Source organism: Mesorhizobium sp. AA23, assembly GCF_001672435.1.
In the GTDB taxonomy this organism is placed as follows: Bacteria; Pseudomonadota; Alphaproteobacteria; order Rhizobiales; family Rhizobiaceae; genus Mesorhizobium.
In genome coordinates this window covers 1-22,689 of record NZ_LYTP01000013.1, presented here as the reverse complement: position 1 = coordinate 22,689, position 22,689 = coordinate 1, and the positions used below count along the sequence as shown (strand labels likewise).

The 22,689-nt window shown below is 65.3% G+C and carries 22 protein-coding genes and 1 riboswitch; of the genes, 12 read left to right on the top strand and 10 right to left on the bottom strand.

Annotated elements, in window-relative coordinates; translation table 11 throughout:
- Positions 1 to 24: 24 nt before the first annotated feature.
- Positions 25 to 1,053: an amino acid ABC transporter substrate-binding protein gene (locus tag A9K66_RS14990; RefSeq protein WP_066997146.1), complete on the bottom strand. Its 1,029-nt coding sequence runs from the start codon at positions 1,051 to 1,053 to the stop codon at positions 25 to 27.
- A gap of 600 nt (positions 1,054 to 1,653) precedes the next feature.
- Between A9K66_RS14990 and A9K66_RS14985 the strand changes: the two genes are divergently transcribed.
- From A9K66_RS14985 to A9K66_RS14965, 5 genes are all read left to right on the top strand, one after another.
- Positions 1,654 to 2,823, top strand: coding sequence for a cystathionine beta-lyase (locus tag A9K66_RS14985; RefSeq protein WP_067324806.1), 1,170 nt, complete (start codon positions 1,654 to 1,656; stop codon positions 2,821 to 2,823).
- A gap of 233 nt (positions 2,824 to 3,056) precedes the next feature.
- Positions 3,057 to 4,142, top strand: coding sequence for an HPP family protein (locus tag A9K66_RS14980; RefSeq protein ID WP_067324804.1), 1,086 nt, complete (start codon positions 3,057 to 3,059; stop codon positions 4,140 to 4,142).
- Positions 4,143 to 4,236: 94 nt separating this feature from the next.
- Positions 4,237 to 4,920, top strand: a complete 684-nt coding sequence (locus A9K66_RS14975; RefSeq protein ID WP_067324895.1) for an RNA polymerase sigma factor — start codon at positions 4,237 to 4,239, stop codon at positions 4,918 to 4,920.
- A 193-nt stretch (positions 4,921 to 5,113) separates the two neighbouring features.
- Positions 5,114 to 5,638: a DUF4142 domain-containing protein gene (locus A9K66_RS14970; protein ID WP_067324894.1), complete on the top strand. Its 525-nt coding sequence runs from the start codon at positions 5,114 to 5,116 to the stop codon at positions 5,636 to 5,638.
- Positions 5,635 to 5,949, top strand: a complete 315-nt coding sequence (locus A9K66_RS14965) for a cupredoxin family copper-binding protein (protein WP_067324802.1) — start codon at positions 5,635 to 5,637, stop codon at positions 5,947 to 5,949. Before A9K66_RS14970 ends, A9K66_RS14965 begins: the two co-directional genes overlap by 4 nt.
- Here the strand turns inward: A9K66_RS14965 and A9K66_RS14960 are convergent.
- Complete coding sequence (locus A9K66_RS14960) at positions 5,946 to 6,803, bottom strand: crotonase/enoyl-CoA hydratase family protein (protein WP_067324799.1); 858 nt, start codon at positions 6,801 to 6,803, stop codon at positions 5,946 to 5,948. The two genes, A9K66_RS14965 and A9K66_RS14960, sit on opposite strands and share 4 nt — an antisense overlap.
- A 141-nt stretch (positions 6,804 to 6,944) precedes the next feature.
- Between A9K66_RS14960 and A9K66_RS14955 the strand changes: the two genes are divergently transcribed.
- Positions 6,945 to 7,526 (top strand): TetR/AcrR family transcriptional regulator, encoded by a 582-nt coding sequence (locus A9K66_RS14955; RefSeq protein ID WP_067324797.1) that lies wholly within the window; start codon positions 6,945 to 6,947, stop codon positions 7,524 to 7,526.
- A 52-nt stretch (positions 7,527 to 7,578) separates the two neighbouring features.
- Here the strand turns inward: A9K66_RS14955 and A9K66_RS14950 are convergent, their stop codons facing one another.
- From A9K66_RS14950 to A9K66_RS14940, 3 genes are all read right to left on the bottom strand, one after another.
- Positions 7,579 to 8,472, bottom strand: coding sequence for a LysR family transcriptional regulator (locus tag A9K66_RS14950; protein WP_067324892.1), 894 nt, complete (start codon positions 8,470 to 8,472; stop codon positions 7,579 to 7,581).
- Between the two features lie 99 nt (positions 8,473 to 8,571).
- Positions 8,572 to 9,690 (bottom strand): branched-chain amino acid ABC transporter substrate-binding protein, encoded by a 1,119-nt coding sequence (locus A9K66_RS14945; protein WP_082953877.1) that lies wholly within the window; start codon positions 9,688 to 9,690, stop codon positions 8,572 to 8,574.
- An 83-nt stretch (positions 9,691 to 9,773) separates the two neighbouring features.
- The gene (locus tag A9K66_RS14940) at positions 9,774 to 11,096 is read right to left on the bottom strand and encodes an aminotransferase class I/II-fold pyridoxal phosphate-dependent enzyme (protein WP_067324795.1); all 1,323 of its coding nucleotides are present in this window, start codon (positions 11,094 to 11,096) and stop codon (positions 9,774 to 9,776) included.
- 224 nt (positions 11,097 to 11,320) lie between these two features.
- On the opposite strand from A9K66_RS14940, the gene A9K66_RS14935 reads away from it, so the two are divergent.
- The 4 genes from A9K66_RS14935 (at position 11,321) to A9K66_RS14920 (ending at position 15,231) form a co-directional block, all read left to right on the top strand.
- Entirely contained in the window at positions 11,321 to 12,181 is an 861-nt protein-coding gene (locus A9K66_RS14935; protein ID WP_067324793.1) for a xanthine dehydrogenase family protein subunit M, read from the top strand.
- Positions 12,181 to 12,657, top strand: a complete 477-nt coding sequence (locus tag A9K66_RS14930) for a (2Fe-2S)-binding protein (RefSeq protein WP_066997187.1) — start codon at positions 12,181 to 12,183, stop codon at positions 12,655 to 12,657. Before A9K66_RS14935 ends, A9K66_RS14930 begins: the two co-directional genes overlap by 1 nt.
- A gap of 1 nt (position 12,658) precedes the next feature.
- Complete coding sequence (locus A9K66_RS14925; protein ID WP_066997120.1) at positions 12,659 to 14,923, top strand: xanthine dehydrogenase family protein molybdopterin-binding subunit; 2,265 nt, start codon at positions 12,659 to 12,661, stop codon at positions 14,921 to 14,923.
- A gap of 62 nt (positions 14,924 to 14,985) precedes the next feature.
- Positions 14,986 to 15,231, top strand: a complete 246-nt coding sequence (locus A9K66_RS14920) for a MoaD/ThiS family protein (RefSeq protein WP_066997117.1) — start codon at positions 14,986 to 14,988, stop codon at positions 15,229 to 15,231.
- 47 nt (positions 15,232 to 15,278) lie between these two features.
- Here the strand turns inward: A9K66_RS14920 and A9K66_RS14915 are convergent, their stop codons facing one another.
- Positions 15,279 to 15,782, bottom strand: a complete 504-nt coding sequence (locus A9K66_RS14915) for a group 1 truncated hemoglobin (RefSeq protein ID WP_245307528.1) — start codon at positions 15,780 to 15,782, stop codon at positions 15,279 to 15,281.
- A gap of 316 nt (positions 15,783 to 16,098) precedes the next feature.
- Between A9K66_RS14915 and A9K66_RS14910 the strand changes: the two genes are divergently transcribed.
- Positions 16,099 to 17,568 (top strand): HWE histidine kinase domain-containing protein, encoded by a 1,470-nt coding sequence (locus tag A9K66_RS14910; protein WP_164893851.1) that lies wholly within the window; start codon positions 16,099 to 16,101, stop codon positions 17,566 to 17,568.
- 511 nt (positions 17,569 to 18,079) lie between these two features.
- Here A9K66_RS14910 and A9K66_RS14905 read toward each other — a convergent pair.
- The 3 genes from A9K66_RS14905 to A9K66_RS14895 all read right to left on the bottom strand — a co-directional run bounded on the left by A9K66_RS14905 (position 18,080) and on the right by A9K66_RS14895 (position 20,881).
- Positions 18,080 to 19,147 carry a HoxN/HupN/NixA family nickel/cobalt transporter gene (locus A9K66_RS14905; protein ID WP_067324888.1) on the bottom strand — a complete coding sequence of 356 codons (1,068 nt, stop codon included), beginning with the start codon at positions 19,145 to 19,147 and terminating at the stop codon, positions 18,080 to 18,082.
- Between the two features lie 89 nt (positions 19,148 to 19,236).
- Positions 19,237 to 19,428: riboswitch (cobalamin riboswitch) on the bottom strand.
- Between the two features lie 81 nt (positions 19,429 to 19,509).
- Complete coding sequence (locus A9K66_RS14900) at positions 19,510 to 19,917, bottom strand: DOPA 4,5-dioxygenase family protein (RefSeq protein ID WP_067324787.1); 408 nt, start codon at positions 19,915 to 19,917, stop codon at positions 19,510 to 19,512.
- Positions 19,918 to 20,155: 238 nt separating this feature from the next.
- Positions 20,156 to 20,881: a hypothetical protein gene (locus A9K66_RS14895; protein WP_067324785.1), complete on the bottom strand. Its 726-nt coding sequence runs from the start codon at positions 20,879 to 20,881 to the stop codon at positions 20,156 to 20,158.
- A gap of 523 nt (positions 20,882 to 21,404) precedes the next feature.
- On the opposite strand from A9K66_RS14895, the gene A9K66_RS30275 reads away from it, so the two are divergent.
- Positions 21,405 to 21,548, top strand: a complete 144-nt coding sequence (locus A9K66_RS30275) for a hypothetical protein (protein WP_156751069.1) — start codon at positions 21,405 to 21,407, stop codon at positions 21,546 to 21,548.
- 30 nt (positions 21,549 to 21,578) lie between these two features.
- Here the strand turns inward: A9K66_RS30275 and A9K66_RS14890 are convergent, their stop codons facing one another.
- Positions 21,579 to 22,553, bottom strand: a complete 975-nt coding sequence (locus tag A9K66_RS14890; RefSeq protein WP_067324783.1) for a nucleoside hydrolase — start codon at positions 22,551 to 22,553, stop codon at positions 21,579 to 21,581.
- Positions 22,554 to 22,689 lie beyond the last annotated feature (136 nt).

Here is a 22,689-nt window from a genome sequence, read left to right as displayed (position 1 = left end):
CCTGCCTCCCGGATCACATTTCCATCAGCGAACCGGCGGACCATATTGCAGGCCGCCCTTCGTCCACAGAGCGTTGATGCCGCGCGCGATCTTGAGCGGGCTGCCCGAGCCGACATTGCGCTCGAACATTTCGCCGTAGTTGCCGACCGCCTTGATGATGTTGACAACCCAGTCGTTGGAGAGGCCGAGATCGGCGCCGTACTTGCCATCGGGCTCAGTGCCAAGGAGGCGCTGTATGTTCGGATCGGTCGACGACTTCATCTCCTCGACATTGGCCTGCGTGATGCCGGCTTCCTCGGCATTGAGCAGCGCGAAATACGTCCACCGCGCGATATGGGCCCATTGATCGTCGCCCTGGCGCACAGCCGGGCCGAGCGGTTCCTTGGAGATGATCTCGGGCAGCACGACGTGGTCGGCGGGCGAGGAGAGCGTCAGGCGGATGCCGTAGAGGCCGGACTGGTCGGTGGTGTAGGCGTCGCAGCGGCCGGAATCATAGGCGGCGTTGACCTCTTCCAGCTTCTCGAACACGACGGGGTTGTACTCCATCTTGTTCTTCTTGAAGTAGTCGGCGAGGTTGAGCTCCGTGGTGGTGCCGCTCTGCACGCAGACCGCGGCGCCCGAAAGCTGCAGCGCGGAGTTCACACCCGGCAGCTTCTTGGCGTTGATCATGAAGCCCTGGCCGTCATAATAGGTGACGCCGACAAAATCGAGGCCGAGCGCGCTGTCGCGGTTGCTCGTCCAGGTGGTGTTGCGCGAGAGGATATCGATCTCGCCCGACTGCAGGGCGGTGAAACGCTCCTTGGCGCTGAGCGGCGTGAACTTGACCTTGGAGCCGTCACCGAAGACGGCGGCCGCGACGGCGCGGCAGAAATCCGCATCGATGCCCTTCCAGTCGCCCTTGTCGTCCGGCGCCGAGAAGCCGGCGAGGCCGGTCGAGACGCCGCACTGGATGAAGCCCTTCTGCTTGACGGTGTCGAGCGTGCCGGCCGAAGCGGCGGACGCCATGAGCCCGAGCGCGGCGGCGCCAAGCATGCCCAATGCAATGTGTTTCATGACCCACAGACCCTTTTCTGTTACAGGCGCCCCTAATTGCAGGCGACGCTTGATCTTTTTTCGTTTGTGAATGCAGCTCCCACTTGGGCCCGCTCCCGGACCCGCATCGTTTCGCCGATGCACTGCCTCCCATTCACGAAACGCATCGAAGGCGATTATTCCTGTGAGGTCAAGGGAAATGACCGAATTGCGACACGTTTGAAAACCGATTGCCGCAAATCACCGAATTGCAGCCAAAAGCGCTCGCAAATTGGTCAAGAGCTGCAGCCGGGACCGGCAAGTCCGGCGCCATCGAAATTTTGGCCGTTACCTGAACTCCCGCCTCTTACTACTTGTTGGCGCCAATGGAAGGACTGGCGTGATTCGTAGCGAAGAAAGGCGCGCCGGGCTGCCTCCGGCGCATCGTCGCCGGAGGCCTGCAAAGGGCACGAAAGGTGAGCAGGCGACCTCTCATTTGGCCCATCCAAACACCATCGCTTGGCGGGTTCGCAGCGGTTGCGCGACCAGTTCCATCGCTCTATGGCTGAGCCCCTGACACACTGCGACGAGCGACGAACTATGGGCGACGAGCGACGAACTATGGGCGACGAGCGACGAACTATGGCGACAGACGGCAGCAACATCGGCATCAACACGCGGCTTGCCCATTCCGGCAACAACCCGCGCGACTATTTCGGCTTCGTCAATCCGCCGGTCGTGCATGCCTCGACGGTGCTTTACCCCGACGCCGCCTCGATGGCCTCGCGCAGCCAGAAATACACCTACGGGACGCGCGGCACGCCGACGATGGATGCGCTCACGCTCGCCGTCGATGCGCTGGAAGGGTCGGCCGGCACGATCGCCGTGCCGTCGGGACTGGCTGCGGTGACGATTCCCCTGCTCACCTTCGTCTCGGCCGGCGATCATGTTTTGATCGTCGATTCGGTCTATCACCCGACGCGGAATTTCGCCGATACGATGCTGAAGCGGCTCGGCATCGAAGTCGAATATTACGATCCGCGGATCGGCGCCGGAATTGCATCGCTGATCAAGCCCAACACCAAGGTGGTGTTCACCGAGTCGCCGGGATCGAATACCTATGAGGTGCAGGACATTCCGGCGATCGCCAAGGCGGCGCATGCGGCAAACGCCATCGTCATGATGGACAACACCTGGGCGACGCCGCTCTACTTCAAGCCGCTCGACCACGGCGTCGACATCTCGATCCATGCGGCAACCAAATACCCGGCCGGCCATTCGGACGTGCTGCTCGGCCTGGTCTCGGCCAATGAGGCTTGCTGGAAGCAGCTCTATGAAGGGTTCTGCACGCTGGGCTGCTGTTCGGGCCCGGACGACATCTATCAGACGCTGCGCGGCCTGCGCACCATGGGGGTGAGGCTGGAGCAGCACCAGAAGAGCGCGCTCGAAATCGCGCGCTGGCTGGAGGAGCAACCGGGCGTGGCGCAGGTGCTGCATCCGGCGCTGCCGAGCCATCCCGACCATGCGCTCTGGAAGCGCGATTTCTGCGGCTCGAGCGGCGTCTTTTCGATCGTTCTGAATGGCGGCGGACAGAAGGCGCAGCACGCCTTCCTCGATGCGCTGACCATCTTCGGCCTCGGCTACTCCTGGGGCGGCTATGAGAGCCTTGCGGTGCCGGTTTTCCTCGGCGACCGCACCATCGCCAAGGGCGCCTATGCCGGGCCGCTGATCCGCCTGCAGATCGGGCTCGAAGACGTCGAGGACCTCAAGGCCGACATCCAGCGCGGCCTCGCCGCCGCGACCGAGGCCTGAGCGACGGGCTAGAGCCGTTGCCAAACTGAATCCGCGGACGGCCTAAGACCTTGGCGCGATTGAGAAAGCCGAGGCCGCTGGCGGCATCTCGCAGGCGATCCGCGCTGCAATAATATTCTCTCCAGCCGCGAATATACGGATTGGTTTGGCTTCCAAATCCGTGGCTTCGGCGGCATTGCGGGCAGCGCAAATTCCACCATTCGACAGTTCAAGCCATTCGACCTGGGGCTGCCATGGCGTTCCGCCTCTTCGTTCCGATCCTTGCCGGCGCGACGCTGCGCGAGCGGCTGCTTGCCTGCATCGGCGCGACCATCGGCATCGCGCTGACCGGCGTGATCAGCGGGCTCGCCATGGGCAACGGACCGCATGTGGCGATGCTGGTGGCGCCGATGGGCGCGTCCGCCGTGCTGCTCTTTGCCGTTCCGTCGAGCCCGTTGGCGCAGCCCTGGTCGATCATCGGCGGCAACACGATCTCCGCGCTGGTCGGCGTGACGGTGGCGCATTTCGTGCACAACCCGGTGATCGCCTCCGGGCTGGCGGTGGCGCTGGCGATCGCCGCCATGTCGTTTACGCGCTCACTGCATCCGCCGGGCGGTGCGGCAGCCCTCACCGGCGTGCTTGGCGGGCCGGCCGTGATCAGCGCCGGCTTCCTGTTTCCCTTCGTGCCGGTGGCGCTGAACTCGATCATATTGGTGACGCTCGGTTTCCTGTTCCACAAGCTGTCGCGGCGCAACTATCCGCATGTGCCTCAGCCTGCCGCCAACAGCCACGGCACAGCCGACCGGCCGCCGGCGGAGCGCGTCGGCTTCCGGCCCGAGGATGTCGATGCCGCCCTGGCGGCACTCGACGAGACCTTCGACATCGACCGTGACGACATCGAAAGGCTGCTGCGCCAGGTCGAGCTGCAGGCGATGGTGCGCGCGCATCGGACGCTGCTCTGCCGGGACATCATGTCCCGCGACGTGATCTCGATGTCGGAGAACGCCACCGCCGACGAGGCGCGCAAGCAGCTTCTCGACCACAATATCCGCACCCTGCCGGTGGTCGACGCCGAGGCGAGGCTGGTCGGCGCCGTCGGCCTGCGCGAACTGACGCAAGCGACCGACACCGTGAAGGGCGTGATGTCGAAGGCCGGCACGGCCTCGCCCGAGACGCCGGCGATGAGCCTGCTGCCGCTGCTGACCGACGGGCGCAGCCATGCGGTGGTGATCGTCGACGCCGGACGGCATATTCTCGGACTCATCACCCAGACCGATCTGCTTGCTGCCGCCGCCCGCGCGCAGGCTGCAGACAGGCCGCCGCTGAAAGCTGTAGCATAGCGCGCGACTGGATCGGGAAAATCCGGGAACCTTTTGCCGGCAGGCGCGTCCAATTGCCCGGATGCAACGCCTGTTGGGAGATCGGGGCGCGATGATGAAGTCAGCAAGTCAGGCCGCCGCGGTTTCGGCGGCGGAGGCCGGCGAGATGGCGTTGGTGCACCGGGCCCTGGCACGGGATCCGGGCGCCTTTCGCTTGATCATGAAGACGCATAACCAGCGGCTCTACCGCATCGCGCGCGGCGTGGTGCGCAACGACGCCGAGGCCGAGGACATCGTGCAGGAAGCCTATATGCGCGCCTTCGCCAGCCTCGACAGCTTCCGCGGCGATGCCTCGCTCTCGACCTGGCTGTCGCGCATCGTCATCAACGAGGCGCTCGGCCGGCTGCGCAAGAGAAAACGCATCGTGTCGATGCCTAAAAACCCTGAGGCGCAGATCATCCGGTTTCCGTTGAATTCAAATGGCGACGATCCGGAGCGGACAATGGCGCAGCGGCAGATCCTCGGGCTTGTCGAGCGGGCGACCGACAGCCTTCCCGGTGTCTATCGCACGGTCTTCGTCGCCCGCGTCATCGAGGGATTGAGTATCGAGGAAACCGCCGACCTGCTCGGCATCAGGCCGGAAACGGTGAAGACAAGGCTGCATCGGGCGCGTGCCTTGGTGCGCAAGGCGTTGGACGACGAGATCGGCCCGGTGCTGCTCGACGCGTTTCCTTTCGCCGGCCGGCGCTGCGAACGGCTGACGCGGGCGGTGATGAAGAGGCTCGGCTTCGAGGGCTGAGGCGCGTTCAGATTTCGCGAAGCCCGCGTTGAGGAGAGGCATCGCGGATGAGCTTTTCGGCCAATCTCCAACATGCAATGTCCAACATGTGTGTCCCGCGACTTTTCCCGGGAACGTTTCGCCCTCTCCCGCATCCAATGGCCGTCAACCCAGAATGGAGCCCGGTGCCTCTGTGCCGGGCGAAGGAGATGCCATGTTTATCCGACCGACCGCAGCCCTCGCAGGCTTCCTCCTCCTCAGCGCAGCGCCGCTGGCTGAGGCCGCCGAGAAGCCGACCGACCCGCAGATCGCCCATATCGCCTATACAGCCGGCGTGCTCGACATCGAGGCGGCGAAGCTGGCGATCCAGAAGTCGAAAACCAAGGAGGTCGTCGACTTTGCCAAGGATATGGAGCGCGACCACGAGGCGGTGAACAAGCAGGCTCTCGACCTGGTGAAGAAGCTGAAGGTGAAGCCGGAAGACAATGCCACCAGCCAGGCGCTGACCAAGGCGGCGAAGGAAGAGCGCGCCAAGCTGGCGAAGCTCGAGGGCACTGCCTTCGACAAGGCCTATATCGAGAACGAGGTCGCGTATCACAAGCAGGTCAACGGCGCGCTCGAAACCCTGCTCATTCCTTCGGCCAGCAATGCCGAGTTGAAGAGCCTGCTCGAGACGGGGCTGAAAATCTTCCAGGGACATGAGCAGCATGCCGAGCATGTCGCCAGCACGTTGAAATGAGGGCGGGCGCGTTATCGCTGCTCGGCTCGCTGGCGCTGGCGCTTGTCGCTTCGCCGGCGCTCGCCGCCACCATCGAGGTGACGATCGACAGGCTGGTCTACTCGCCGGCGAGCGTCGAGGCCAAGGTCGGCGACACGATCGAGTGGGTGAACAAGGACGTCATCGCCCACACCGCGACAGTGAAGGGCGGCTGGGAGGTGATGATCCCGCCGAAATCGAAAGGCAGGATCACGCTCAAGCAAGCGGGAGCGGTCGACTATTTCTGCCGCTTCCATCCCAACATGAAGGGGCACCTCAACGTGGCGCCCTAGTCCGCCGCGGGATCGCGCCGAAGCGAGGCGCGCCGTGCCTCGCTGAGCCGGGTGACGTGCGTCCATGAGCCGTCATAGATGGGCTGGCGCCGCTCGATCCAGGCGCTGAGCCCTTCGCCGAGGTCGGCGGTCGGGGCCATGCGGGCGAACTGCTCGGCCTCGACCAGCAGGCCCTCGGCGATGCTAAGGTTGATGCCGCGCGCCACCGCGGTGAGAATGCCAGCCACCGCCGCCTGCGGATGGCGGATGATGCGGTTCGCAAGATCGAGCGCGGCGGGCATCAGCTCCTCATGCGGCACGACTTTGTTGACCAGCCCGAGTTCCAGCGCCCGCGCGGGCGAGAAAGGCTCGCCGGTAAGCAGCAGCTCGAGCGCGCGTTTGCGCCCGGCAAGCCTCGGCAGGCGCTGCGTGCCGCCGAAGGTCGGCGGCATGGCGAGCTTTATTTCCGGCTTGGCGAACAGGGCGCGGTCGCTGGCGACCGCCAGCGGCACCGCCTCGGTGATCTCGCAGCCACCGCCGAAGGCAAGGCCGTTGACGGCGGCGATGACCGGCTTGCGGAACGCTTCCAGCCGCGCCGTCAGCCGCTGGCCGCGCATGACGAAATCGCGCAGCGCGACATCCGTGCCTTCGGCCACGCTCAACGCGAATTCGTGGATGTCGCCGCCGGCCGAGAAGGCGCGCTCCCCTGCCCCGGTGAGGATCACGGCACGCACGGCATCGTCGGTCTCTATCCTGTCGAGGATCGCCAGCAGGCGGTCGATAAGGCCGTAATTCACGGCATTGAGCTTTTCGGGGCGGTTGAGCGTCAGCACCGCGACGCGGTCGCGGATGTCGCAAAGCACGGGCTCGGTCATAGTGTTCTCCTTAGCCGTTCGTTTTTCTCCGCAATTCCGGACGGAAGCCGCTGCGCAGTTTCCTGGAATTGCTCTGTGGAACGGCTGCAAGGGATCAGCTTTCGGCTTGTTTGTATATTCACTAGTCGGTATACTTCATGGATGATCGAGAAGCCCAATCCAACCAGGAAACGCCTCGTCGACGCGGCGGCAAAACTCTTCTATGCCGAAGGCATCGGCCGCGTCAGCGTCGATGCCGTGGCGGAAAAGGCGGGGCTGACCAAGCGCACGCTCTACTACCACTTCAAGAGCAAGGACGAGCTGATCACGGCCTATCTCGACAGCCGCGACCAGCCGAACCTCAAGCAGATGGCCGGCTGGTTCGAGGCGGCGCAAGGCGGCGCGGACAAGAAGGTCGTGGCGATCTTCACCCATCTGGCGCGCGTGGCGCGGCACGTCAAATGGAAGGGCTGCGGCTTCCTGCGCACGGCCGCCGAACTCGCCGCGATGCCCGGCCATCCGGCGGTGAAGGCGGGCTCGCGCCATAAGAGCAATTTCGAGAAATGGCTGGCGGGCGAGCTTTCTAGCCATGGCGTGCGCGAGCCGAAGATGCTGGCGCGCGAGATCGTGCTTCTGATGGACGGCGCCTTTTCCAGCATGCTGATCCATCACAATCCCGACTACATCACCGCCGCCGGCCACGCCGCCGCGACGCTGGTGCGGGCGCGGATGGCAGCGGCGTAGACCTCGCCCGGCGTCCTGACCCCGTGGACCGCGACGGGCGAGTCCGGCGGCCTCAGCCGCGCGCTGCCCCCTCCTCTGCCAGCAGCCAGTCGATCATGGCGGCGGCGGGCGCGGGCGGACGGTCGGGCGCCAAGATCGAGAGAGCGCGGCCGGTCGGCACGCGCAACTCGGGAAACGGCGCCACCAGCGAGCCGGCGGCGAGAGCGCGCGACACGAGCGCCTCATGCCCCATCAAAACGCCGGCGCCGTCGACGGCGGCCTGCACAGCCATGCTGTAGAGCGAGAATTCGGAGCCCGTCTCGATCGAAGGGCCTTTCACGCCGGCGACTTCGAACCAAAGGCTCCAATCCTCCGTCCAGGTGGTGTCCCAGAGCAGGAGCTGCGAGGAAAGTTCGGCCGGCGTCTTCAATTGCCTGGCCAGCGCCGGCGCGCAGACAGGAAAGATGACGTCGTCGCAGAGCTTGAAGGATCGGCCGGCGCCCGACCTGGTGAGGAAAATAGCGAGGTCGAAAGGCTCGCGCCGGAAGTCCGGCGGCTCTTCCAGCGCATGGATGGAGGGGCGCAGCGCCGGATGCGCCGCGCGCAAGGCCGGCAGCCGCGGCGCCAGCCAGAGCTGCGCGATCGAAGGCAATGCCGCGACGCTGACCTGCGGCCGGGGCGCCGAGATCCGCAATTCCTGAACGGCGAGCCCCAAAGCGTCGAAAGCGGTGGAAAACGAGGGTAGCGCCGAACGCCCAGCATCGGTGAGATGCAGGCCTTGCGCGTGACGCACGAAAAGCGGAGAGCCTAGCCAAGCCTCCAGCGCCTTCACCTGATGAGAGACGGCGGCGGCGGTCACGCCGAGTTCGTCCGCCGCCTTGGCAAAGCTTTCATGGCGTGCCGCCGCCTCGAAGGCCCTGAGGGCGTTGAGCGGCGGCATGCGCGGTCGCGGCGGATTGACGGCCATCTGCAGCTTTCCCAATGCCGCGCCGCCTGCCATGACGGCGCGGCAATGCTTCGAGCGAAAGAACGGCGACCGCCTGCGCTCGCCTCCAGGACCTCAAGTCTATTTGAGGGCCACCGGAACGAGCTTGCCGTCGACCTTCCGCCACTCAAATACGACGAAGCCCGGCTGCTTGATATCCCCTTTGTCGTCATAGGAGATGGTGCCAAGCACGGTCGGGATGGCCGCTCCCGAATGGAGATAGTCGGACGCCGCCTTCGGGTCGTCGACCTTGGCCTTGGCGATAGCCTCGGCGAGGATCTGGGTGGCGGCATAGGCATAGAGCGTGACGGCTTCAGTGGGCACGTTCTTCGCCTTCAGGTCGGCGACCGCGTCTTTGGCTTCGGGAAAGCTCGCCGGATCGGGGAAGGACGTCATCAGCGTGCCGGCCGCGCCATCGCCGCCGATGGCGCCGAACTCGCTGTTGGATATGCCGTCGCCGCCCATCAGGACCGTCTTGACGCCCTGGTCGTGCATCTGGCGCACGATGAGGCCGGCCTCTGTGTGCTGGCCGCCATAATAGACAAGGTCGGCGCCCGACTCCTTGATCTTGGCGACAAGCGCGCTGTAGTCCTTCTCGCCCGGGTTGATCTCCTCGCGCAGCACCTCCTTGCCGCCGCCGGAATTGTAGGCCTTGGCCATCTCGTCGGCGAGGCCCTTGCCGGCCGTCGACTTGTCGTCGACGATCGCGACCTTCTTGCCGGCAAAACGCTCGAGCACGAATTTCGCGGCGATGATGCCCTGCTGGTCGTCGCGGCCGCAGGCCCGGAACGCGTCCCATAGGCCTCGCTCAGTCACCATCGGGTTGGTGGCCGTGGGCGTGACGAAGAGCACGCCGTTTTCTGCATAAATCTCCGAGGCCGGAATGGTGACACCGGAATTGTAGTGGCCGACGACATAGTGCACGCCGTCGGCGACGAACTTGTTGGCGACCGACACGCCCTGCTTGGGGTCGGAGACATCGTCGCCAACCGAGACGCTGAGCTTTTGACCGAGCACGCCGCCATTGGCGTTTATGCGCTGGATCGCCGTCTCGACGCCGACGCGGTACTGCTCGCCATAGGCGGCGTTCGGCCCCGACATCGGGCCGGCGACGCCCAGCACGATATCCGCCCTGGCGACGCCGGCGGCGGCGGCCATCAGGGCAGCAGTCATCAATCGCAGAATCATGCGCATGGTCATTCCCCTTTGTTGAAGAAGGCGGGCTTCTCGCCCGCGGCCCTTGCTTTTGACGAAGCGGGCTCCCTGCCCGCGGGTTCAGGCGCTCAGCTGACGAAATGCAGCTTCGTGAACCGGCGCCGGAATGCACTCACATCCGCCGCGACATCCTCCACGGCATCGTTGCCACGCAGTCCCCTGGCGATGAGGGCGGCAAGCTCGGGCATGTCCTTCTCCGTCATGCCCCAGCGCACGATCTCGGGCGTGCCGAAGCGCAGGCCGTTCATGTCGCCATCGACCGCCGTGACCGGCAGGCCGATGCCGCAGGTGAGGATGTTTGCACGCCTCAGCCGCTTCGCCGCCGCCTGGCCGCCGCCGAACTCCGCCGCTTCGATGGCGAACTGGTGCGAGGCGGTGTGCCCCTTGGCGGTCGAGAACACCGGCAGGCCGCGCTCAGCCAGCGCGCTTGCCAGCGCCTTGGCGGTGCCGGCCATGGCGGCGGCATAGGCCCGGCCATGCGCCTTCCAGTCGAGCATGGTGATGGCCAGGGCGGCGGCCTTGGCGGCATCGAAATTGGCGGTCATGCCGGGAAAGGCTATGCGGTCGAGCTTTTCGGCGATCTCGGCGACGTTGGTGACGATCAGCCCGGAGGGCGGCCCGCCGAGGCTCTTATAGGTGCTCATCGTCATCAGATGGGCGCCCTCCTCCAGCGGCTGCTGCCAGGCCTGTCCGGCGATCATGCCGCAGAGATGCGCGGCATCGAACAGCACCAGCGCACCGACCTCGTCGGCGATCGCCCTGATTTCCTGGACGGGATGCGGCAGGAGATTGAGGCTGCTGCCGATGGTGATCATCTTCGGCCTGATCTTAAGGGCAAGCGCGCGGAGCCTCTCGACATCCACCGTGTAGCCGCCGGGATCAACGGGAGCAGCATGGATCTCCAGCCCGTACAGACCGGCGCAGCCCGCCATATGATGCGTGACATGGCCGCCAATGGCCGGCGGCGGCGCGATGATCGCGTCGCCCGGCCGCGCCGCGACCATGAAAGTATAGAGGTTGGCGATGGCGCCGGAAGGGACGCGGATTTCGGCGTATTTCGCGCCGAAGACTTGCGCCGCCAGCTCGGCGGCGATGACCTCGATGCGTTCGACGCCCTCCAGCCCCATCTCGTATTTGTCGCCGGGATAGCCGAGCGACGGACGCGAGCCGAGCCGGGCGGCAAGCGCGGCCTCCGCCTTCGGGTTCATCACATTGGTCGCCGGATTGAGGTTGATGCAGTCGGCCTCGTGGATTCGCCGGTTGAGCGCGATGCCGCCCTCTATCGCGGCGAGCACGGCGTCGTTCCCCTGCCCGCTTGTGGCCGTCGCCAGCGCCTGGATAAAATCCTCGCAGTGCGTGGGAACCCAGGGCCTGCGGGCAAGAGCGGTCATCGAAGCCTCCCTGTTGCCGGATGCGATGTCCGGCTCGTCAGGGCATGGTGGAGGCTTGGCCGGCCGAGCGCAAACGAGTAGTTCTAGCGGCTAGGCTTAGAAAATTTAGGGGTAGGAATTAGGGCAATGCGCCTGACTTAGGTGGTGCAATGCAGGAAGCGGATGGTCATTATAAGGAGAGTCTTTATAACGGTCGATCTGATCATGACCACCAAGGGGAGACGATGCGCTACATACGTCCGCAATCAATAGAAGAGGCCGCCGGCCTGTTGGCCAGCGCGGCCGGCCCGGCCGCGATCCTTGCCGGAGGCAGCGACCTTCTGGTGAGGATGAAGGGAGGCTTCATCGAGCCCGAGCTGATCGTCGACATCAAGGCGATCGCGGGCCTTAGCGAAATCAAGGAAACGGCAGAAGGCTTCAGCATCGGCGCCGCGGTGCCCTGCGCGGTGCTCGGCGAGAACGCGGCGCTGAAGAAGGCGTGGCCGGGCGTCGTCGAGGCGGCCAAGCTGATCGGCTCGAAGCAGGTGCAGGGACGCTGCACAATCGTCGGCAATCTCTGCAACGCCTCGCCCGCCGCCGACAGCGTGCCGGCGTTGGTGGCTGCCGGCGCCGAGGCCGTGGTTGCCGGGCCGAACGGCAGGCGCACGATCCCCGTGGAAGCCGTGCCGACCGGACCGGGCCGTACCTCGCTGGCCAAGGGCGAGATCATCGAGGCGATCCTGCTCGACAAGCGCGCGCCAAATGCGGGCGACGCCTATCAGCGCTTCATTCCGCGCACCGAGATGGACATCGCCGTGGTCAGCGCCGGCGTGAACCTGACGCTCGGCGAGGCGGGCGCGATCAAGTCGGCCCGTGTGGCGCTGGGCGCCGCGGCGCCCACGGTGCTGCTGGTCGAGGAGGCGGCCGAGGTGCTCGTCGGCTCGAAGCTGGATGAGGCGACGCTGGAGCGGCTCGCCAAGATCTGCGCGGGCGCCTGCCGACCGATCGACGACAAGCGCGGCACCATCGAATTCAGACGGAAAGTTGCGGGTGTGCTGGCGAAGCGTGTCGCCACCACCGCCTATGAGCGTGCAGGAGGCAAATGATGGCCGGTGTAGCGGTTTCAACGACAATCAACGGCGATCACGTCGAATATCTTTGCCAGCCGGACGAGACGCTGCTCGACGTGCTGCGCGACCGGCTGGGACTGACCGGCGCCAAGGAAGGCTGCGGGACCGGCGACTGCGGCGCCTGCAGCGTCATCGTCGACAACCGGCTGGTGTGCTCCTGCCTGGTGCTCGGCGCCGAGGCCGAAGGCCGCCAGATCGAGACCATCGAAGGCATGGCGCATGGCGACCAGCTGCATCCGCTGCAGCAGAAATTCCTCGAGCACGCCGCCTTGCAATGCGGCATCTGCACGCCAGGTTTTTTGATTGCGGCGAAGGATCTGCTCGAGAAGAACCCCTCCCCGACCGAGGAGGAAATCCGCTTCGGGCTCGCCGGCAATCTCTGCCGCTGCACCGGCTATGACAAGATCGTGCGCGCCGTCCAGGACGCGGCAAACGTGATGAAGGGAGCCTGAGATGAATTTCGATCCGCGCTACTCGGGACGCAGCTTCTCATCTGTCGGCACGCGCCCCCTCCGCCCCGACGGCGTCGACAAGGTGACGGGACGCGCCCGCTACGGCGCCGACTTCAACATGGCCGGGCAGCTGGTCGGCCGTGTGCTTCGCAGCCCGCACGCCCACGCGATCATCAAGAAGATCGACACCTCGAAAGCCGAAAAGCTCGCCGGCGTGAAGGCGGTGATCACGGCGAAAGACCTGCCGGACCTGACCGATGGCGATGCCGGCATGTTCGACACCCTCGACAATTGCATGGCGCGCAAGAAGGCGCTCTATGACGGCCATGCCGTGGCCGCGGTGGCGGCGATCGATGCCCGCACCGCCAGGCAGGCGCTGAAGCTGATCGAGGTCGACTATGAGGTGCTGCCGCATGTGACCGACGTCGACGAGGCGATGCAGCACCACGCCCCGCTCATCAACGATGCCATCTTCACCGAAGGGCTGGAGGAAAAGCCGGTCAAGCCGTCCAACGTCTCCAAGCGCACGCAATACGGCCATGGCGACGTCCACCAGGGTTTTGCCCAGGCCGATTTCGTCGTCGAGCGCTCCTTCAAGACCGAGCAGACGCATCAGGGCTATATCGAGCCGCATGCCTGCGTGGCGAGCGTCAATCCCGACGGCACGGCCGATCTCTGGGTTTGCACGCAAGGCCATTTCGTCTATCGCCAGCATTGCGCCCAGCTGCTCGGCCTCGAAGTCTCGAAGCTGCGCGTCACCTCTTCCGAGATCGGCGGCGGCTTCGGCGGCAAGACCCATGTCTGGGCCGAGCCGGTGGCGCTGGCCCTGTCGCGCAAGGCCGGCCGCCCGGTGAAGCTGGTGATGACCCGCGACGAGGTGTTCCGCGCCTCGGGGCCAACCAGCGCCACCTCGATCGACGTCAAGATCGGCGCGCGGAAGGACGGCACGATCACCGCCGCCGAAGCGACGCTGCGCTACACCTGCGGCCCCTATGCCGGCATGTGGGCGGAGATCGGCGCCATGACGGCCTTCGCCTGCTACAAGCTGGAGAACGTCAAGACCGTCGGCTACGAGGTGCTGGTCAACCGGCCGAAGACCGCGGCCTATCGCGCGCCCTCGGCGCCGATGGCGGCGTTCGCGGTGGAAAGCGCTGTCGACGAGCTCGCCAAGGAGATCGGCATCGATCCGGTCGAGTTCCGCATCAAGAATGCGGCGCAGGAAGGCACCCGCGCCTCCTACGGCCCGGTCTACGGCCCGATCGGCATCGGACCGACGCTCGAGGCGGTCAAGGAGCACCCGCATATGCGCGCGCCGCTGGCTCAGAACCAGGGCCGCGGCATGGCGTGCGGCTTCTGGTTCAACTTCGGCGGCCAGACCTGCACCGACTTGAACATCGGCATGGACGGCACGGTGTCGCTCGCCGTCGGCACGGTCGACGTCGGCGGTTCGCGCGCGTCGCTGTCGCTGGTGGCGGCGGAGGAGCTCGGCATCGACTACAGCCAGGTGAAGGCGATCGTCGCCGACACTTCCAGCCTCGGTTACAACGACATGACCGACGGCAGCCGCGGCACCTTCTCCTCCTCGATGGCGACCATCTCGGCCGCCCGCAACGCCATCAAGGTGCTGCGCGAGCGCGCCGCGCAGATGTGGGACATCTCGGTCGACGACGTTGCCTGGGAAAAGGGCCACGCGGTCGCCAAGGGCGAGAAGCACGGCAATCTCGGCAAGCTGTCGCTGAAGGAGATCGCCGCACAGTCCGGCAAGACCGGCGGGCCGATCGCCGGCCATAGCGAGCTCGTCGCCGACGGCGCCGGCGTCTCCTTCGCCACCCATATCTGCGACGTCGAGGTCGATCCCGAGACCGGCTCGACCAGGGTGATCCGCTACACGGTGGTGCAGGATGCCGGCAAGGCGGTGCACCCGACCTATGTCGAGGGCCAGTACCAGGGCGGTGCCGCGCAAGGCATCGGCTGGGCGCTCAACGAGGAGTATATCTACGGCAAGGACGGCCGCCTGCAGAACCCGGGCTTCCTCGACTACCGCATCCCGGTGTGCTCCGACCTGCCGATGATCGACACGCAGATCCTGGAAATCCCCAACCCCAACCACCCCTACGGGGTGCGCGGCGTCGGCGAGACCTCGATCGTGCCGCCGCTGGCGGCGATCGCCAACGCGGTGTCGAACGCGGTGGGCGTGCGCATGAGCCACATCCCGATGTCGCCGCCGCGGATTCTTGCAGCGCTCGAGGCCGAACGGGAAGGCTAGCATGCTGAAAAGCGCGAAGCGGTTTTCAGCTCACGTCACGGTCCAATGAGGATCAGGCGATAATGGTCCAAGTCACGCTCTGGGGCTCGCTCAGCGCCGCCGCCGGAGGCAAGGACAAGCTCGACATCGAGGCCAAGGACATCAGGGAGCTGTTCCGCAAGCTTGCGGAACAGCATCCCGCCTTCGAACCCCTGCTCGATCGCGGCATCGCGGTCGCGATCGACGGGACGATCTATCGCGACACGTGGTCGAAGGAACTGCCGCCGGGGGCGGAGATTTTCCTGCTGCCGCGGCTGGCGGGTGGATAGGCGGAGCTGCGACCGCCCTCGCCTGTTCGCCGGATTCGCGCTGAGCCTCACCCCTTTTTGACAGAGCCGGCAGTGACCTCATCCTTGTGCGCGGCAAAGGCTTCCAGGACCTCGGTCTTTTCGGCTTTCGGAACCTTGAAGCGGTCGAGCGTCCGGCCGAGTTCCGCTGCGACCTCGTCGAACTCGGCGGGAGAAATCTTCAGGTCCTTGTGGGCCTCCTCGAGGCCGAGCGGCGTCGCGCCCGGCTCGGTGGCCACGAACTTGAAGGGGCCGCCGGAAACATCGCACACCCACAGCGTACGCATGAACTTGAGGCCCGGCAGCCGTTCGAGGTTCTTGGTGTGCCATTTGCGCAGTTGCGGGTTCTTGGACTTCTTGCCGACGATGGGGTTTTTCACGACGGCGTCGCTGAAGTGATCGACCACGGCTGCGATGGCGAACACGCCTCCCAGCCGATCGTATAGACTCTTGTCCGGCGCGGTCTGCTTGGTCTGCGCCAGCGCATCGCCAGCGGGCAACATGGCGGTCGACGCGGCCGCCGCCGCCAGCACGGCGACGGCGCTTCGTCTCGAAAGAGAGGTCGAAACAGCCGTTTTCATCTCCGGTACCTCCGTTGGGCCAGAGCCGGCCGCTCTGGCGGCTTCAATGCGTGATTGCGGGACATATGCACTTTGCCTCAAACGGCATCGTATGAGGAACTAACGAAACTGCGCCCGAAATATTCCTCCGGCGGACCGCCAGCCTGGGGTCTATTCACGATGGCTAAAATTTTGCGTGACGGAGACGGATACATAAACGGCGTCGCGCGTTAATGCGCCTATGGCTGACGGGCTCTTCCATGAATCGTGGCCTCGCGGAAACGGCGAGATGGCGCGATTCATTCGCGAATATCCCTGGTCGGAAAGCCCGCTCGGGCCGATCGAGACATGGACGCTCAGCCTGAGGACGACGGTCGACCTGATGCTCGCCGCCGAAGCGCAGATCGTGCTTTTCTGCGGGCCGGAGTTTGTCGCGCTCTACAATGACGCCTACGCGCCGACCATCGGCGACAAGCATCCGCGCGCGCTCGGCCGTCCCGCCGAGGAAAACTGGTCCGAGCTCTGGACCGACCTCGAGCCGCTGCTGCGCGGAGTTCTCGAAACCGGCGAAACCTTCTCGGCCAGGGACCGGCCTTTCTACATCGAACGATCCGGCCTGGTCGGCGAGACGGTCTATTTCGACATCTCCTATTCCGCGGTGCGGGCGCAGGACGGCACGGTCGAAGCCGTGCTCTGCATCGTTTCGGAGACCACGGCCCGGGTGCTGGCGGCAGCAAAGGTGCGCGAAAGCGAGCAGCGATTTCGCGCGCTGGTCAATGCCAGCTCCGACGTGGTTTACCGGATGAGCCCGGACTGGCAGGAAATGCATGAGCTGGACGGCCGCGGCTTCCTGTCGAGCGCCCAGGGGCCGGCGATCCGCTGGCGCGACGAATACCTGTTCCCGGAAGACCAGGCGAGCATCCAGGCGGCGATCGAGCGCGCCATCATGGAGCGCGGCGTGTTCGAGCTCGAGCACAGGGTGCGGCGCGCCGACGGGTCCGCCGGCTGGACCACCTCACGGGCAATCCCGATCGTCGATGACACCGGCAGCATCCTGGAATGGTTCGGCATGGCGGCCGACATCACCGAAAAACGGGCGAGCGAACAGCAGATCCAACTCTTGATGCGCGAGGTGAACCACCGCGTCAAAAACCAATACGCCGTGATCCTTTCCATGATCCGCGAGACGAGCAAGCGCGCGACCGACCCGCGCGCGTTCGAACACCAGATCCGCGAACGCATCATGGCGCTGTCGCGCTCGCACGACCTCTTGGTGCTCAACGACTGGCGCGGCGCAGGCATGGCCGACCTTGTGCGCGAACATCTGCGGCCGTTCGGACACGAAGAGCGAATCTCGCCTTGCGGGCCGGACGTGACGTTGCGGCTGAACGCGGTGCAGAACATCGGCATGGCGCTGCATGAGCTGGGCACCAACGCGACGAAATACGGCGCCCTGGCCGGCGACGCCGGAACCGTGCGAATGGACTGGCGGGTAGCCCCGGCCCCCGAAGGCAGCGATTTCGAGCTGGTCTGGGAGGAACATTTTTCCGAACCTGCCGCGGCCGCCGATGCCAAGCCGCACAAAGGCTTCGGCAGCGTCGTTCTCCAGCGCGTCGTCCCCACCAGCCTCTCCGGCAGCGCCTCCATGGAACGGCTGCCCGGCCTCGTTCGCTGGACGCTCTCGGCGCCGCTCGCCAACGTGGTCGTCGCCGGCGGGGCGGAGCTCGACCCCGATGAGCAGATCGCCGGGCTGACGTGAGGCCGGTTGCATCCTGGGAGACCGAACAGGGCGGCTCGCCGCCACGTCGGAAGCTCGCTGGCGCCGCCGAGCCCTCGCCGTAGCGCCGTACGCCGAATGGCTTGCGCTGCTCCCATTTTTGCTTTCCCCTTCCCCGCTTTTTTAGAACAGAAAAGCGCCAGCTTTTCTGTTCTGGACTCTGGATATTTGGACTGGATACTGGCTTATGGATTATGGGACTTATCCCAGGCCTTAACCCCTGGCTTATCCAAGCGCAGAATTCCGTCACACTTCCAAAGGCTTGGGCTACGGGTCCTCAGCATGCCTTTGAAGCGCGTGCGCACGGGCCGGCTATCTCCTGTTGCTGTCTGGCCAACAGTGAACAAAATAGGAACAAAAATGTCAAGGCGAGCACCGCTGCCGTCATCGGCTTCCCGATGCCGAGGCATTCAAGGAGGCAGGCTGGCAGCCCGCCGGCGTCTGATGGCAGAGAGATGCGGCTGGTCTGCTGCAGCCAGCCGCAGCCGGCGGTTTATGAATTCTTTGCTGCGGATGCGCTCTCCACATCATCCAGCCCCTTGGCCTTGTAGACGAGGTAGGAGATCGCCCAGGCGGCGATGAAGATGCCGATAATGGCGAAGCCCAGATTGTTGAAATTGTCGTTGAGCGTGCCGACGCCGTTCCAGAAGCCGCCCGACAGACCGAGCTTGCCACCGATCAGGCCGAGCGCCTCGATGCCGCCGATCAGTACTGCGACAAGGACCGACACCAGGGTGATCGTCATGTTGTAGTACAGTTTGCGGATCGGCTTGACAAAGGCCCACTCATAGGCGCCGAGCATCATCACACCATCGGTCGTGTCGACCAGTGACATACCGGCCGCGAAAAGCACCGGGAAGACCAGAATGGCTTCGAACGGCACGCCCTTGGCCGCTTGTGCCGCGGACACGCCGAACATGGCGACTTCGGTCGCGGTGTCGAAGCCAAGGCCGAAGAGGAAACCAAGTGGGAACATGTGCCAGCTCTGCGACACCAGCCGGAACATCGGGCGGAAGACGCGGGCCAGGAAGCCGCGATTGTTGAGCAGCAGGTCCAGATCCTCCTCGACAAACGCCCCACTGGCCCGCACCCGCCGATAGCTTCTGTAGATCGACAAGAAGATGACGATGTTCATCGCCGCGATGGCGAGCAGGAAGAGTGCGGAAATGCCGGTACTGATCGTGCCGCCAATCTCCTGAAGGCTCTGGAAACGGCCGAGCAGGGACGTTGCCGCCGCGATAGCCGCAGCGACGATGACGACGATCGTCGAATGGCCGAGTGCGAAAAAGAAACCGACGGAGACCGGCCGTTTGCCGTTCTGCATCAGCTTGCGCGTGACATTGTCGATGGCCGCTATGTGGTCGGCATCGACGGCATGGCGCAAGCCGAGGCCATAAATGACGAGAGCGACGCCAAGCAATGTCGGCTTGTCGTGGAAGGCGACGAAAGCCCACAGCCACGCCCCGACGTTGAGAATGGCGAGCGCCCCGTAGATTGTAATCAGCCTGGCCTTCAGGTCCGGCGCGGTTTTGTTCAGCATTTTCGATAGTTGGATCAGCATGGTTCTGCCTTTGACGTTGCCTGTCATCGCAGGGAACTCGCCCCGCCCTCCGGCCAGGCGCGCACACCGGATCACCCCGTCCGATGTTCTGCTTTGACGTCCATGATGGCAGGTCTCCTGGCTCGCGGATTCCCGCCGCTTTCGCCTTCCCGGCCCATGCAGCCAGTGGCATCGTGAAACCGGCACGCCGCTTACAGTTGCGGGGGCAGCCACGGCTTTGGATTTCTCCGCACCGCGTTCCCTTTTGATCCCCGAAGGGAACCATCGGCGCGAATTCGCCACACCGCGATTGGCCAGTCAATTAACAACTCCGACGGCCAGCGGCCTCTCACGCCATCGTGACGAGAGGGCTGCGCCCCCCCTCACACCCCCAGCGTCGGCTCGGTATTCACCTCCAGCGCCTCTTCCGCCTCGTCCTCTTCGCCAAGCACGTCGCCCTTCACCGGCAGCGCCTGGCCGATCCAGATCGGGTCGATAAGGTGGTCGCGCTTGGGGTTGGTGGTGTTCGGATGGATGAGGATGCTTAGGCCGCCATGGTTCAGCATCAGCCAGGGAACCAGCGTGGCAAAGATCTCGGTGGCGAAGGAGACCTGGTACATGGCTTGCTTGTGCGGGCCGACTGGCTCGTCGCGCCAATTGCCCAGGCGCACGCGGAAACGCTCTGCGATGCGCTGGCGAAGCCATTCGGCGTGCTGCCGCTCGGCCTCCCCGCCGTAGTAGATATGGGCGTGATAGCTGGCGATCTCGGCGATTGGCCTGACTTCGTTCATCGCGATGCTCCCCTTCGATGATTTTTTTGCGCCCGGCGGAACTCTAGCCGAAGCGCGGGCGCCTTGTCTGCAGCCGGCTGAGGTCCGCGCCTGCGGTCGGCAGGGTTATCGGATATGGCGCTCCCCCGCTCCGCCTCGGCTGCGCCGAGCCACCTCTTCCCCACCTTGTGGGGCGGGAAATGCCAACCGCCGAGGTTGCAACCGGCAGGAAGGATGGCAACGGCCGTTGTGCCTTTGCCTAAATCACCGCGGTGACCGCGCCCTTCGCATTTAGGCGACAGCCGACTTTCGCCTGCCTCACTTCGATGCCGCCTCGCCCGTCATAGTCTATGCGCACCTCGATCGGCGCGTTGAGCCCGCTTCGGCGTTGACGCAAGGGGCCGGCGCTGACCGTGTAAACACGCACGGCGCCGAGGGGCTTGGCGGCCGCCGCGATCGCGGCGCGACAGGCGCGCACTACGGCGGCCGGCGTGCCGGATATCGCCTTCGGAGGTGACAGCGGCGCGATGCGATAGCCTTTGGTGACCCGCCGGAGGTCGCCGCCGGCGGATCTGGAGGGCCTCAGCACTGGAGGCAGCACAATGGTCTGCGTCGCGCTTTTGGCCAAAGCAGGGGCTGTCGGCACCGCGGCCGGGTTCTGCGCAGAGGCAGCCGATCCGCTGACGGCGGAAGGATCGTCGCCCGCGGCGGCGGCGCCCACGCTTGTCGACACGCCTGTACTGGTGCTGCCCAGATTGCCGCCGGCATTGACGCCGAGCGATCCGCCGCCGGTCGATGCGCCGACGTTTGCGCCGCCGACACCGTCGGCACTGGCGCCCACGCCCGCCGACACGCCTTGCGAACCGGCGCCCAATCCGGCGCCCACGCCGATGCCGCCGACCTTGCCGCCGACGCCGACGTCAAGCGCCGAAGCAGGCCCGATCGGGATGGCGATCGCCAGCGCGGCTGCTAGGTATTTTTTCATGGCCAGACCTTTGTTCCAAGGCCAACCTTGTGTGGCTCCTCATCGAGCGTCCGCTCGACAGCGGTCTGCGAAGCCTTCGTCGCGCGAATGCGCCGAGCGATGGCTACTTCTCGCCCTGCCAGGCATCGGCCTCGGTGACAGGCGCGGCTGGAGGCCGCTCGAAAGACGAATGATAGAAAAGCGGTCTCGGCAACGCCAAGCACTGAAAAAGGCTTAGGACTTCTCCTTTCAACTTAGCTGTCGACAGCAGGGCAAGTTTGAGCTCGCCTACGCGCTGCTAACGGGTAACTTTCAAATTAGTTTCAACTAAAATGCAACAGAACAAGGACACCACCGTGCCAGCGCCGGTTGCTGATGCCGACGCCGGGCTCTCGTCGAAATGGCCGTCTCGGCTTCGCCGGGCCAATTCTCCCCCACTTCCTGGCGTGCGGGCCTGGAGGCTTGAGAGTCGCCCAGGGCGGCAAGGCGCCCGCGCTACCGGCTCGAAGCCGCAACGCTCGTCGCGCTGGCCGACAACGACGCGGTGCTGGTCGGCCAGGCCGACCTGTTGCGATCGACGGTCGAGGGTGCGGCCGGCGATGCGATCCTGGCCAACAAGCGCGAGATCGAGACCGGCATCGCCGCCATGAGCGCCACATTGCGCGACAGGCAATCGTTCCTGCTGTGAGGGCCGGCTAGGCCTTGACGCCGGAGCGCCTCACGCCTTTTGCCTGGTGAGGCGCTCGAGCGCATCGACGATAAGGTCGCAGAATTTCGTATGGTCGAGCTTCATCGCCACGGTGTGGCGGAAATCGACCTGCTCGCTCGCCGTGCCGCCGAAATGGCGCATGCCGCCCAGCTTCTCGAAATTGCAGACCGTCATGCCCTTGGTCCAGCGTCCGGCAAGCTCGACGCGGATGTCGGCCTTCTCGGTGGTGAAGACGCCTGCATCGATCATCGCCGCCACACAGCAGGCGTCATGGACGGCGGGATAGGCTATCTGCAGCAGGCCGCCATGCGTGGTCGCGATGAACTCCCAGATATCGAGAATGAATTTGGCGATCGGGCCGCCGACAGCGCGCACCCTGTCCTGCAGGTCGGGGGTGGCCAAGGCCTGGTGCGTGAGGTCAAGCCCCACCATGGTGACGTCCCAAGCGGCGCGGAACACCACGTCTGCGGCCTCCGGGTCGGCATAGACGTTGAACTCGGCCGCCGGCGTGATGTTGCCGCGCGTGAAACTTCCGCCCATCGCGACGACCCGCTTAACCCGCTCGACGATGCGCGGCTCCTTGCGCACGGCCAGAGCGATGTTGGTGTGGGGCCCGACCGGCACCAGCGTGACGGTTTTCGGCTCATGCGCCATGACCGTCTCGATGATGAAGTCGACGGCATGGCGCTTGTCGAGCTCGAACGAGGCGGGCGGCAGCTCCGGGCCATCGAGCCCGGTCTCGCCGTGGATCTCGACGGCCAGCACCTGGTCGATGATCAGCGGGCCGGGAGAGCCTTTCGCCACCGGCACCTTTATGCCGTAGGCCGTGCATACGGAGAGCGCATTGCGCGTGGTGTTCTCGACATTGTGGTTGCCCGAAACCGTGGTGATGCCGAGAAGGTCGACGTTCGGGTTGCCGGCCGCAAGCAGGATGGCGATGGCATCGTCGTGCCCCGGATCGCAGTCGAGGATGATCTTTTCCATGGGGGTCGCCTCTCCCTGGCCTGCGGCGATTACAGACCGGGGCCTCTGGTGACGTCAAGGTTGCCATCCGGCCGAAGCGCGATCACCACAACGGACGCTCTTGCCGCCCCGCCCTTAATGCCGCCCTCAGCGCGCC